Source organism: Streptomyces sp. NPDC001513 (genome assembly GCF_042894695.1).
Lineage (GTDB): Bacteria > Actinomycetota > Actinomycetes > Streptomycetales > Streptomycetaceae > Streptomyces.
The window spans coordinates 1-12,409 of the sequence record NZ_JBIAVU010000008.1 but is presented as its reverse complement, the minus strand read 5'-3'; the positions used below and the strand labels follow the sequence as shown (position 1 = coordinate 12,409).

At 69.2% G+C, this 12,409-nt stretch carries 11 protein-coding genes; 9 read left to right on the top strand and 2 right to left on the bottom strand.

All coding sequences use genetic code 11. The annotated features are described in order from the left end of the window. Positions 1-22: 22 nt before the first annotated feature. From eccD to ACFYZ4_RS18640, 6 genes are all read left to right on the top strand, one after another. Positions 23-1,528 carry a type VII secretion integral membrane protein EccD gene (gene eccD / locus ACFYZ4_RS18665; RefSeq protein WP_384340975.1) on the top strand — a complete coding sequence of 502 codons (1,506 nt, stop codon included), beginning with the start codon at positions 23-25 and terminating at the stop codon, positions 1,526-1,528. A gap of 184 nt (positions 1,529-1,712) precedes the next feature. Further along, positions 1,713-2,000 carry a 30S ribosomal protein S15 gene (gene rpsO, locus ACFYZ4_RS18660; RefSeq protein ID WP_030011220.1) on the top strand — a complete coding sequence of 96 codons (288 nt, stop codon included), beginning with the start codon at positions 1,713-1,715 and terminating at the stop codon, positions 1,998-2,000. Positions 2,001-2,304: 304 nt separating this feature from the next. Further along, complete coding sequence (locus ACFYZ4_RS18655; RefSeq protein ID WP_351288850.1) at positions 2,305-4,527, top strand: polyribonucleotide nucleotidyltransferase; 2,223 nt, start codon at positions 2,305-2,307, stop codon at positions 4,525-4,527. After that, entirely contained in the window at positions 4,524-5,903 is a 1,380-nt protein-coding gene (locus tag ACFYZ4_RS18650; RefSeq protein ID WP_351288749.1) for a pitrilysin family protein, read from the top strand. The genes ACFYZ4_RS18655 and ACFYZ4_RS18650 overlap by 4 nt, the downstream gene beginning before the upstream one ends. Before the next feature lie 25 nt (positions 5,904-5,928). Further along, complete coding sequence (dapB, locus tag ACFYZ4_RS18645; RefSeq protein ID WP_351288747.1) at positions 5,929-6,681, top strand: 4-hydroxy-tetrahydrodipicolinate reductase; 753 nt, start codon at positions 5,929-5,931, stop codon at positions 6,679-6,681. 7 nt (positions 6,682-6,688) lie between these two features. Next, positions 6,689-7,141 carry a hypothetical protein gene (locus ACFYZ4_RS18640; protein WP_362804174.1) on the top strand — a complete coding sequence of 151 codons (453 nt, stop codon included), beginning with the start codon at positions 6,689-6,691 and terminating at the stop codon, positions 7,139-7,141. A 35-nt stretch (positions 7,142-7,176) separates the two neighbouring features. Here ACFYZ4_RS18640 and ACFYZ4_RS18635 read toward each other — a convergent pair whose 3' ends face one another. Together ACFYZ4_RS18635 and ACFYZ4_RS18630 are read right to left on the bottom strand one after the other, a co-directional pair. Beyond that, positions 7,177-7,749 carry a hypothetical protein gene (locus tag ACFYZ4_RS18635; RefSeq protein ID WP_351288743.1) on the bottom strand — a complete coding sequence of 191 codons (573 nt, stop codon included), beginning with the start codon at positions 7,747-7,749 and terminating at the stop codon, positions 7,177-7,179. A 48-nt stretch (positions 7,750-7,797) separates the two neighbouring features. Beyond that, on the bottom strand, positions 7,798-8,037 hold the full coding sequence (locus ACFYZ4_RS18630) for a hypothetical protein (protein ID WP_351288741.1): 240 nt from the start codon (positions 8,035-8,037) through the stop codon (positions 7,798-7,800). Between the two features lie 213 nt (positions 8,038-8,250). Between ACFYZ4_RS18630 and thyX the strand changes: the two genes are divergently transcribed. The 3 genes from thyX (at position 8,251) to ACFYZ4_RS18615 (ending at position 11,929) form a co-directional block, all read left to right on the top strand. Further along, positions 8,251-8,991: an FAD-dependent thymidylate synthase gene (gene thyX / locus ACFYZ4_RS18625; RefSeq protein ID WP_030708713.1), complete on the top strand. Its 741-nt coding sequence runs from the start codon at positions 8,251-8,253 to the stop codon at positions 8,989-8,991. 230 nt (positions 8,992-9,221) lie between these two features. Next, positions 9,222-10,121, top strand: coding sequence for a 4-hydroxy-tetrahydrodipicolinate synthase (gene dapA, locus ACFYZ4_RS18620; protein WP_351288739.1), 900 nt, complete (start codon positions 9,222-9,224; stop codon positions 10,119-10,121). Positions 10,122-10,243: 122 nt separating this feature from the next. Continuing rightward, a complete protein-coding gene (locus ACFYZ4_RS18615) occupies positions 10,244-11,929 on the top strand; it encodes a ribonuclease J (protein ID WP_351288737.1) in 1,686 nt (561 codons plus the stop codon). Positions 11,930-12,409: the final 480 nt, after the last annotated feature.

The window sequence follows — 12,409 nt, the reverse complement described above, 5'->3', positions numbered from 1 at the left end:
ACCAACCAGGGGGGTCACACAGGTGAGTACGGCCGCAACGACGGGCTTCTGCAGGGTCACCGTCGTGGCTCCTGACAGCCGGATCGACGTCGCCCTCCCCGAGGACATCGCCGTCGCCGACGTCTATCCCGAGCTGCTGCGCCTCACCGGCCAGACCCAGCCCGTGGGCGCCCCGACCGGCTTCCACCTCGTACGCCGCTCCGGCACCGTCCTCGACGGCGCCCGCACCCTCGCCGCCCAGCAGGTCCTCGACGGCGAGGTGCTGAGCCTGCGCCCCTTCGCCGAGTCCCTGCCGCCCGCGGTGTTCGACGACGTCTCCGACGCCGTCGCCTCCGCCGTCGTCCGCGACCGGCACCGCTGGAGCGACGACATGCTGCGCGGCGCGGGCCTGGCCGGCGCCGCCCTGCTGCTCGTCATGCTCGGCTTCGTCCTCTGGTACGCCGACCCGATCCGCCACGACATGCACGGCCTGCCCGGGATCATCGCCGGGGCCGTCGGCGTCCTGCTCACCGGCGTGGCCGGGGTCCGGGCCCGCGTCTACCGCGACCGCCTCTCCGCCGTGGCCCTCGGCCTCGGCGCCCTCCCGCACCTGCTGATCGCCGGCTCCGGGATCATCGCCCCGGCCGTCGGCGACGGCCCCGGCCGCCTCCAGTTCCTGCTCGGCTGCGTCTGCGTCCTCGTCGCCTCCGTCGCCCTGGTCGCGCTCACCCCCAGTGGCGACGCCCCCTTCGTCGCGGCCACCTTCGTCGCCGCCACCGGAACCGTCGCCACCTTCGTCGCCATCGCCACCGAGGCCTCCGCGACCTACACCGCCGCCGCCTGCGCCCCCGTCGCCATCGGCCTCGTCGCCTTCCTCCCCGGCCTCTCCGCCCGCTTCGCCCGGCTGCCCATCGGCTACGCCGCCCCGCAGAGCGCCACCGAGGATTACGAGACCCCGGACCGCTACGAGACCGAGCCGTACGGTGACCAGGCCGGCTCCGACCAGCACGAGCAGGGCGCCCCGCTCGACGCCGAGGCGATCGCCGCCCAGGCCCGCCGCGGCCACGAGATGCTCCTCGGCCTGGTCGGCGGCTGCGCGGCCGTCGCCGTCGGCTCCGCCGCCGTCCTCGGCTTCTCCGAGAACACCTGGGGCCGGCTGCTGGCCCTCGCCACCGGCCTCGCGATGCTGCTGCGCGCCCGCCTCTTCCGTTACACCTCGCAGGTCGTGTGCACCCTGGCCGCCGGTCTGGCCGCCATCGCCCTGCTGATCCTCGGCATGGCCCTGCACCCGCCGACCGACCTGATCGAGGCCCTGGTCGTCGAGCAGGACCACAGCGGCCTGGACCTCCGTACGATCTGGCTGACCGCCGCCGTCGCCGCCGGCGCGGCCCTCCTCGCGGGAATAGCGCTTGTCATCCCGCGCAAGGGTCTGTCACCCTTCTGGGGAAGGCTGCTCGACCTCACCGAGGCGGCGGTCCTGCTCAGCCTGGTCCCCCTGACCCTGGCCGTGCTGGACGTTTACTCCCGGGCCCGCGCTCTCACCAGCTGAGACGCCGCGTCCCGGCAGCCTGGTACGCTGTGTGACGGCCGTTTGTGTACGCGTTTTCCGGATCCCTTTCGCAAGGGTCTGTGGACTGCGCTCAGCGGACCCCGCCTCCCGAGTTACGGAAGCTCCCCAGAGACTCAGACCTGGGGCACTCGGTGGCAACGAAGACCTAAAACGAGGAGTACGCGTGCCGCTCGACGCCGCTACGAAGAAGCAGATCATCACCGAGTTCGGTGCCAAGGAGGGCGACACCGGCTCCCCCGAGGTCCAGGTTGCGATGCTCTCCCGCCGCATCTCGGACCTGACCGAGCACCTCAAGACGCACAAGCACGACCACCACTCCCGTCGTGGTCTGCTGATCCTGGTCGGCCAGCGTCGCCGCCTGCTGCAGTACCTGGCCAAGAAGGACATCCAGCGCTTCCGTACGCTGGTCGAGCGCCTCGGCATCCGCCGCGGTGCGGCCGGCGCCAAGTAACACGCCGTGAAGGGAGCGGTTCCCACATCAGGGGGCCGCTCCCTTTGCTGTACGTGCGCACCGGACCGGACCCTTTGTAGTCTGGAACCGACGCACGTGCGCGTCTGAGGAAGACGCGCACAACTGAAGAGGAGGAGCGCCCTCCCACGCCGCCGGTCCTCGGTAGTGGCACCCGGAATGCCCCAGGGGGCAACGAACCGGATGCTTCGATCGAAGACCGGCCCGCACGCCAGGAGCGCTTCTCCGCAACCGTCCACCGCCACACGGGCGGCGGACGGAGACGACGAAAATGGAGAAAACGCTAGTGGAGAACGAGACCCACTACGCCGAGGCCGTCATTGACAACGGTTCCTTCGGCACCCGCACCATCCGCTTCGAGACGGGCCGTCTGGCCCGCCAGGCCGCCGGCTCCGCCGTTGCCTACCTGGACGACGACACGATGGTGCTGTCCGCCACCACCGCGTCGAAGAAGCCCAAGGACCAGCTCGACTTCTTCCCCCTGACGGTGGACGTCGAGGAGCGGCAGTACGCGGCCGGCAAGATCCCCGGCTCCTTCTTCCGCCGTGAGGGCCGCCCCTCCGAGGACGCGATCCTCACCTGCCGCCTGATCGACCGCCCGCTGCGCCCGTCCTTCAAGAAGGGCCTGCGCAACGAGATCCAGGTCGTCGCCACGATCATGGCGCTCAACCCCGACCACCTGTACGACGTCGTCGCGATCAACGCCGCGTCCGCGTCCACCCAGCTGGCCGGCCTGCCCTTCTCCGGCCCGATCGGCGGCGTCCGCGTCGCGCTGATCCGCGGCCAGTGGGTGGCCTTCCCGACGCACACCGAGCTCGAGGACGCTGTCTTCGACATGGTCGTCGCGGGCCGCGTCCTGGAGGACGGCGACGTCGCGATCATGATGGTCGAGGCCGAGGCCACCGAGAAGACCATCGCCCTCGTCAAGGGCGGCGCCCAGGCGCCGACCGAGGAGATCGTCGCCGCGGGTCTCGACGCCGCGAAGCCGTTCATCAAGGTCCTCTGCAAGGCCCAGGCCGACCTGGCCGCCAAGGCCGCGAAGCCCGAGGGCGAGTTCCCGGTCTTCCTGGACTACCAGGACGACGTGTACGAGGCCCTCGCGGCCGCCGTCAAGGGCGAGCTCTCCCAGGCGCTGACCATCGCGGGCAAGCAGGACCGCGAGGCCGAGCTGGACCGCGTCAAGGAGATCGCCGCCGAGAAGCTCCTCCCGGCCTTCGAGGGCCGCGAGAAGGAGATCTCCGCCGCCTACCGCAGCCTGACCAAGGCCCTGGTGCGCGAGCGCGTCATCAAGGACAAGGTCCGCATCGACGGCCGCGGGATCACGGACATCCGTACCCTCGCCGCCGAGGTCGAGGCCATCCCGCGCGTGCACGGCTCGGCGCTGTTCGAGCGTGGCGAGACCCAGATCCTGGGCGTCACCACCCTCAACATGCTCCGCATGGAGCAGCAGCTGGACACCCTCTCCCCGGTGACCCGCAAGCGCTACATGCACAACTACAACTTCCCGCCGTACTCCGTCGGTGAGACCGGCCGCGTCGGTTCGCCGAAGCGCCGCGAGATCGGCCACGGCGCGCTCGCCGAGCGCGCGATCGTGCCGGTCCTCCCGACCCGCGAGGAGTTCCCGTACGCGATCCGTCAGGTGTCCGAGGCCCTCGGCTCCAACGGTTCGACGTCCATGGGCTCGGTCTGCGCCTCCACCATGTCGCTGCTGAACGCCGGTGTGCCCCTCAAGGCCCCCGTCGCCGGTATCGCCATGGGCCTGATCTCCCAGGAGATCGACGGCAAGACCCACTACGTCGCCCTCACCGACATCCTCGGTGCGGAGGACGCCTTCGGCGACATGGACTTCAAGGTCGCCGGCACCAAGGAGTTCGTCACCGCGCTCCAGCTGGACACCAAGCTCGACGGCATCCCGGCCTCGGTCCTGGCCGCCGCCCTCAAGCAGGCCCGCGACGCCCGCCTCCACATCCTCGACGTGATGATGGAAGCGATCGACACGCCGGACGCCATGTCCCCGTTCGCCCCCCGGATCATCACCGTCAAGATCCCGGTGGACAAGATCGGTGAGGTCATCGGGCCCAAGGGCAAGATGATCAACCAGATCCAGGAGGACACCGGCGCCGAGATCACGATCGAGGACGACGGCACCATCTACATCGGTGCCTCCGACGGCCCGGCCGCCGAGGCCGCCCGTGCCACGATCAACTCGATCGCCAACCCGACCATGCCGGAGGTCGGCGAGCGCTACCTGGGTACGGTCGTCAAGACCACCACCTTCGGTGCCTTCGTCTCCCTGATGCCCGGCAAGGACGGCCTGCTGCACATCTCGCAGATCCGCAAGCTCGCCGGTGGCAAGCGCGTGGAGAACGTCGAGGACGTGCTCGCGGTCGGCACCAAGGTCCAGGTGGAGATCGCCGAGATCGACTCGCGCGGCAAGCTCTCCCTGATCCCCGTGATCGACGGCGAGGCCGCCGGCGACGACGCTGACAAGGACGACTCCGACAAGTGATGTCGCGTAGTTCCCGTGTGACGGCCCGCCCCTCTTCGGAGGGGCGGGCCGTCGCCCGTACCCAAACCCTCCTGAAGGGCCAGAACGGCATCGGCACCGTCCGGCGCACGGTCCTGCCCGGCGGACTGCGCGTCGTCACCGAGACGCTGCCCTCCGTCCGGTCCGCCACCTTCGGCATCTGGGCGCACGTCGGCTCCCGTGACGAGACGCCCACGCTGAACGGCGCCACGCACTACCTGGAGCACCTCCTCTTCAAGGGCACCGCCCAGCGCACCGCCCTCGACATCTCCTCCGCGATCGACGCGGTCGGTGGCGAGATGAACGCCTTCACGGCGAAGGAGTACACCTGCTACTACGCCAGGGTGCTCGACACCGACCTGCCGCTCGCCATCGACGTGGTCTGCGACATGCTCACCGGCTCGCTGATCCGCGAGGAGGACGTCGACGCCGAGCGCGGCGTCATCCTCGAAGAGATCGCGATGACCGAGGACGACCCGGGCGACATGGTCCACGACCTGTTCGCGCAGACCATGTACGGGGACACCCCCCTGGGCCGCCCCGTCCTCGGCACCGTCGACACGATCAACGCCCTGGGCGCCGACCGGATCCGCCGCTTCTACAAGAAGCACTACGACCCGACCCACCTCGTCGTGGCCGCCGCCGGCAACGTCGACCACAACAAGGTCGTACGCCAGGTCCGCGCCGCCTTCGAGAAGGCCGGCGCCCTCGGTCGCACCGACGCGGAGCCGATCGGCCCGCGCGGCGGCGCCAAGCGCATCCGCACCGCCGGCCGCGTCGAGCTGGTGAACCGCAAGACCGAGCAGGCCCACGTGGTCCTCGGCATGCCGGGCATCGCCCGCACCGACGAGCGGCGCTGGGCGCTCGGCGTGCTGAACACCGCCCTCGGCGGCGGCATGTCCTCCCGGCTCTTCCAGGAGGTCCGGGAGAAGCGCGGCCTGGCCTACAGCGTGTACTCGTACACCTCGGCCTTCGCCGACACCGGACTCTTCGGCGTGTACGCGGGCTGCCGGCCCAACCAGGTCCACGACGTGCTCCGGATCTGCCGCGACGAGCTCGACAAGGTCGCGAACGACGGATTGGGCGACGACGAGATCAGGCGGGCCATCGGCCAGCTGTCCGGCTCCACCGTCCTCGGTCTGGAGGACACCGGCGCCATCATGAACCGGATCGGCAAGAGCGAGCTGTGCTGGGGCGACCAGATGTCGGTCGACGACATGCTGGCCCGGATCGCCGCGGTGACCCCGGACGACGTCCGCTCGGTCGCACAGGATGTAGTGGCCCAGCGCCCCTCGCTCGCGGTGATCGGCCCGCTCAAGGAGAAGCAGGCCGCCCGTCTCGACGAAGCGGTCGCCTAGTTCCGTACGTGAGTAAGGAAGCAACATGAGCAAGCTGCGCGTGGCAGTCCTCGGCGCCAAGGGCCGCATCGGCGCCGAGGCGGTCAAGGCGGTCGAGGCCGCCGACGACATGGAGCTGGTGGCCGCCCTCGGCCGCGGCGACAAGCTGGAGACGCTGGCCGAGGCCGGCGCCCAGGTCGCGGTCGAGCTGACCACCCCGGCCTCGGTGATGGGGAACCTGGACTTCCTCATCCGCCACGGCATCCACGGAGTGGTCGGCACCACCGGCTGGACCGAGGACCGCCTCGCCCAGCTGAACACCTGGCTCGCCGGCTCCCCGGAGACCGGTGTGCTCATCGCCCCGAACTTCTCCATCGGTGCCGTCCTCACCATGAAGTTCGCCGCCCAGGCCGCCCGCTACTTCGAGTCCGTCGAGGTCGTCGAGCTGCACCACCCCAACAAGGTCGACGCCCCCTCCGGTACGGCGACCCGCACGGCGCAGCTCATCGCGGCAGCCCGCGCCGAGGCCGGCCTCGGCGCGCAGCCCGACGCCACGGCCACGGCCCTCGACGGGGCCCGCGGCGCGGACGTCGACGGCGTCCCGGTGCACGCGGTCCGCCTGCGCGGACTGCTGGCCCATCAGGAGGTGCTCCTCGGCGCCGAGGGCGAGACCCTGACCATCCGTCACGACTCTCTGCACCACAGCAGCTTCATGCCGGGCATCCTGCTCGGCGCGCGCCGCGTGACGCAGACCCCGGGCCTCACCTTCGGCCTGGAACACTTCCTCGACCTGGGCTGATTCCACGATGCGCGCGAAGATCACGTACTTCCTCACGGCCGCCGTCCTGGTCGTCTACTTCGTCCTGGTCGGCAGCCGGGGCCTGATGCTGATCGGGCACGGCACCTGGCTCACCGTCACCTTCGGGGTGGCCGTGCTGATCCTGCCGGTCATCGGTGTCTGGTTCCTCTGGAAGAACACGCAGTTCGTCACCCGGGCCAACCACCTCGCCACCGAGCTGGAGGCCGAGGGCGGACTGCCCGTCGACGAGCTGGAGCGGGACGCGTACGGGCGGATCCTGCGGGATTCCGCCGACGAGGTCTTCGCGCGCCGCAAGGCCGAGACCGAGGACGCGCCGGGGGACTGGCGCAGCTGGTTCCGGCTCGCCGTCGCCTACCACGACGCCCGGGACACCCCGCGGGCGCGCAAGGCCATGCAGCGGGCGATCGCCCTGCACGACAAGAAGCCCGTACAGGTCTGACACCTGTACGGGCTTCCGGGGCGCGCCGTGGCGGATCAGGCGGGCACGGGCCGGTACTCGTCGGCCCAGGCACCCACCGTGTCGGCCGCCCGGTCGAAGGCCTCGGCCCGCGACAGGAAATCGGCGTTGTGGTCGGTCAGCAGCACCGGCGCGGCGAACTGCGCGCCGTCGTGCCCGGACATCGTCAGCGCCTGCCCCTGCACGGTCCTCGGCAGTCCGAGCCAGCGCACCGGCTGCTGCACCGTACGGAGCTCGGCGATCTCGCTCCACTTCACCGTGCGGGTCACGAAGAACCCCACCCGGCGCAGCCCCGCACGGCTCACCCACACGCCCACGCGCAGCGTCTGCACCGCCGACGCGACGACCGCGAGGGCGGCCACCAGGCAGATCCCGGCACCGCTCCACGCACCCGCGAACGCGATGATCATCGTGGCCAGCAGCATGAAGGCGGACAGCAGGAGCAGCAGCGCGGAGATGGCCACGCGCCAGGGGCCGGGGCGGTAGGGCCGGCGCCAGCGGTCGTGGTCGGCATGGGCCAGGACCTCGTCGCCGTCGCCGTCGTCATCCGCATCGGATACGCCGTCGGCCATCAGGAAGGGCAGGGGCACGGCTGGACCTCACTCACATGCACGTTCGGTTGGGCTGTGCCCGTGAGGCTACCGCCCCTGGGACGCCTCCGACTGCTGCGACTTCTCCGGTGCCTTGCTCGGCTGCAGTGCGGGCATACCGAAGAGCAGTGAGCCGGCGAGCCCCGCAACCACGGTCAGTCCGACCAGACTACGGGCGGCCATCTGGGTCCGGCTCGGACGCTCGCGCGGCGGCGGAGTGACATTGCTTCGGAAACGGTCGGCCTCGGAGACGAAAGCGAACGGGACGGCTTCACGCCGGAGGAACATCAGAGCGAATCTCCTCGAGATGGGTGGGTGTGCGTTCTCCTACGTAGGACGAACGAACCGGTCAATCGGTGCCGGATTTCGGGACATTCACCAGATTTCATGGCTGTGCGTCAGCTGTGCGGCGTCCGCCGTGCCCGTGCGATTGCGCGAGGAGCCGCAGGGGGCGCCGTAGAGTGGGCGCGCCCCAGGAACGCACGTTTGGAAGGACCCCCGGTGAGCGAGACCGCCGCTTCAGATCTGAAACCCAGCTTCCGCAGTGACGTGACGGTGGAGCTGGTGAAGCACTCCGCCGCCGACTCCGACGTGCTGTGGGCCGCGCGCGTCTCCACCGCCGGCGAGCAGTCCCTGGAGGAGCTGCAGAAGGACCCGGAGCGCTCCAAGGGCCTGATCAACTACCTGATGCGGGACCGCCACGGCAGCCCCTTCGAGCACAACTCGATGACCTTCTTCATCAGCGCCCCGATCTTCGTCTTCCGCGAGTTCATGCGCCACCGCGTGGGCTGGTCGTACAACGAGGAATCGGGTCGCTACAGGGAGCTCGAGCCGGTCTTCTACGTCCCGGACGCGGAGCGCAAGCTGGTCCAGGAGGGCCGCCCGGGCAAGTACGTCTTCGTCGAGGGCACCCGGGCGCAGCAGGAGCTGACCGGCCGCGTCATGGAGGACTCCTACGTGCGGGCCTACGAGGCCTACCAGGAGATGCTCGCCGCGGGCGTGGCCCGGGAGGTTGCCCGTTCGGTCCTGCCGGTCGGTCTTTTCTCCTCGATGTACGCCACCTGCAACGCGCGCTCGCTGATGCACTTCCTCGGCCTGCGCACGCAGCACGAGCTCGCGGCCGTGCCGTCCTTCCCGCAGCGGGAGATCGAGATGGTCGGCGAGAAGATGGAGCAGCACTGGGCGAAGCTCATGCCGCTCACGTACGCGGCCTACAACGGCAACGGGCGCGTTGCCCCGTAAGGCCCGTTGCTCCAGCGGCGTACAGATGTGCTGCGTCAAGTCCTAAGTGTCCGTATTGCGACGTTTCGTAAACTTCATCTAGGCTGATCAAACGGACCCGGCACTGCTTGAACCCCCGAGCAGGCAGTGCCGGCGTCCAACACCTCCCCCCCGGCCGCCGCCGGGCGGCACACCCCGTTGACGTCCCCCGAGGGGACACCGCGAGCATGGCAGCGAGTAGCGTGTTACCCATGGCTCCGATCTCGACTCCGCAGACCCCCTTCGGGCGGGTCCTCACCGCCATGATCACGCCGTTCACGGCGGATGGCGCACTCGACCTCGACGGCGCGCAGCAGCTCGCCGTCCACCTGGTGGACGCAGGCAACGACGGCCTGATCATCAACGGCACCACCGGTGAGTCGCCGACCACCACCGACGCGGAGAAAAACGACCTCGTACGAGCCGTGCTCGAAGCCGTCGGAGACCGCGCCCACGTGGTCGCCGGCATCGGTACCAACGACACCCGCCACACCCTGGAGCTGGCCCGCCAGGCCGAGCGCACCGGCGCCCACGGCCTGCTCGCCGTCACCCCCTACTACAGCAAGCCGCCGCAGGAGGGCCTCTACCGGCACTTCACGGCCATCGCCGACGCCACCGGGCTGCCGGTCATGCTCTACGACATCCCCGGCCGCAGTGGTGTCCCGATCGAGACGGAAACTCTCGTACGGCTGGCCGAGCACCCCCGTATCGTTGCCAACAAGGACGCCAAGGGCGACCTCGGCCGCGCCGGCTGGGCCATCGCGCAGAGCGGCCTGGCCTGGTACTCGGGCGACGACATGCTGAACCTGCCGCTCCTGTCGGTCGGCGCGGTCGGCTTCGTCTCCGTGGTCGGCCACGTGGTCACCCCCGAGCTGCGCGCCATGCTGGAGGCCCACCTGGGCGGAGACGTCCAGAAGGCCGCCGAGATCCACCAGAAGCTGCTCCCGGTCTTCACCGGTATGTTCCGCACCCAGGGCGTGATGACGACCAAGGGCGCGCTGAACCTGCAGGGCCTGCCCGCGGGCCCGCTCCGGCTCCCCCTGATCGAACTGACCGCCGAAGAGACGGCGCAGCTCAAGATCGATCTTGCCGCCGGCGGGGTACAGCTCTGACAACAGACTTCACAACTGAATAAGCAAGACGAACAAATACAGAACAGACAACAGCAAGTGCACGAATGACATGCGCGCCACGTGCCTTCCGGGTACGTGGCGTGCGTGGTGAGGAGAACCTTTTGAGCCATCCGCATCCGGAACTCGGTCCGCCGCCGAAGCTGCCCAAGGGCGGCCTCAGAGTCACCCCCCTGGGTGGTCTCGGCGAGATCGGCCGCAACATGACCGTCTTCGAGTTCGACGGTCGCCTGCTGATCGTCGACTGCGGCGTCCTCTTCCCCGAGGAGGAGCAGCCGGGCATCGACCTGATCCTGCCGGACTTCTCGTCCATCAGGGACCGCCTCGACGACATCGAGGGCATCGTCCTCACGCACGGTCACGAGGACCACATCGGCGCCGTCCCCTACCTCCTCCGGGAGAAGCCGGACATCCCGCTGATCGGCTCCAAGCTGACGCTGGCCCTCATCGAGGCGAAGCTCCAGGAGCACCGCATCCGCCCCTACACCCTCGAGGTGAAGGAAGGCGAGCGCGAGGCCCTGGGCCCCTTCGACTGCGAGTTCATCGCGGTCAACCACTCCATCCCGGACGCGCTGGCCGTGGCCATCCGCACCGGTGCGGGCATGGTCGTCTGCACCGGCGACTTCAAGATGGACCAGCTCCCGCTGGACAAGCGCCTCACCGACCTGCACGCCTTCGCGCGTCTGAGCGAAGAGGGCATCGACCTCCTCCTCTCGGACTCGACGAACGCCGAGGTCCCGGGCTTCGTCCCGCCCGAGCGCGAGATCTCCAACGTCCTGCGCACGGTCTTCGCGAACGCCCACAACCGGATCATCGTGGCCAGCTTCGCCAGCCACGTGCACCGCATCCAGCAGATCCTCGACGCCGCCCACGAGTACGGCCGCCGGGTCGCCTTCGTCGGCCGCTCGATGGTCCGCAACATGGGCATCGCCCGCGACCTCGGCTACCTGAAGGTCCCGGCCGGTCTCGTCGTGGACGTCAAGACCCTCGACGACCTGCCGGCCCACGAGGTCGTCCTGGTCTGCACGGGGTCCCAGGGCGAGCCGATGGCGGCCCTGTCCCGCATGGCCAACCGCGACCACCAGATCCGGATCGTCCCCGGCGACACCGTGATCCTGGCGTCGTCCCTGATCCCGGGCAACGAGAACGCGGTCTACCGCGTGATCAACGGCCTGACCCGCTGGGGCGCCAACGTCGTGCACAAGGGCAACGCCAAGGTGCACGTCTCGGGCCACGCCTCGGCCGGCGAGCTGCTGTACTTCTACAACATCTGCAAGCCGCGGAACCTGATGCCGGTCCACGGCGAATGGCGCCACCTGCGTGCCAACGCCGAGCTCGGCGCCATGACGGGCGTCCCCAAGGACCGCATCGTCATCGCCGAGGACGGCGTGGTCGTCGACCTGATCGACGGCAAGGCCCGGATCTCCGGAAAGGTCCAGGCCGGCTACGTGTACGTGGACGGCCTCTCGGTCGGCGACGTCACGGAGTCCTCGCTCAAGGACCGCCGGATCCTCGGCGACGAGGGCATCATCTCGGTCTACGTCGTCGTCGACAGCACCACCGGCAAGGTCGTCACCGGCCCGAACATCCAGGCCCGCGGCTCCGGCATCGACGACTCGGCCTTCGGATCGGTCATCCCGAAGATCGAGGAAGCCATCGCCCGCGCCGCGGCCGACGGCGTCGCCGAGCCGCACCAGATCCAGCAGCTGATCCGCCGCACGATGGGCAAGTGGGTCTCGGACGGCTACCGCCGCCGCCCGATGATCCTCCCGGTCGTCGTCGAGGTCTGAGCCTCGCCGTAACGCCGGACGGGGAGCGGGGCAACCGGATTTGCATCCGGGGGCCCCGCTCCAGTACGTTTACGTCTCCACCTCGCACGACATCCGGGCACACACGTGTGTCCGGACGATCCGCGCGAGCGGGTGTGAATCCAGACCAGGGAGACCTGATAAAGTCTGATCCGCCCGAAAGGGAAAGGCCCTCCGAAGGCCATCGGAATTCGAATCCAGCCGGAAACGGCCCGGAAAGAATCTGATAGAGTCGGAATCGCCGGAAAGGGAAAGCGTGAAAGCGCTGGAACTGGAAAGCACCGAGGAAGTCGGACACGAAAGAGTCTGATAGAGTCGGAAACGCAAGAACACAGCAGAACAGAACGAAGCCCGGAGGAAAGCCCGAGAGGGTGAGTACAAAGGAAGCGTCCGTTCCTTGAGAACTCAACAGCGTGCCAAAAATCAACGCCAAAAGTTGATACCCCGTCCATTTCGGTGGAT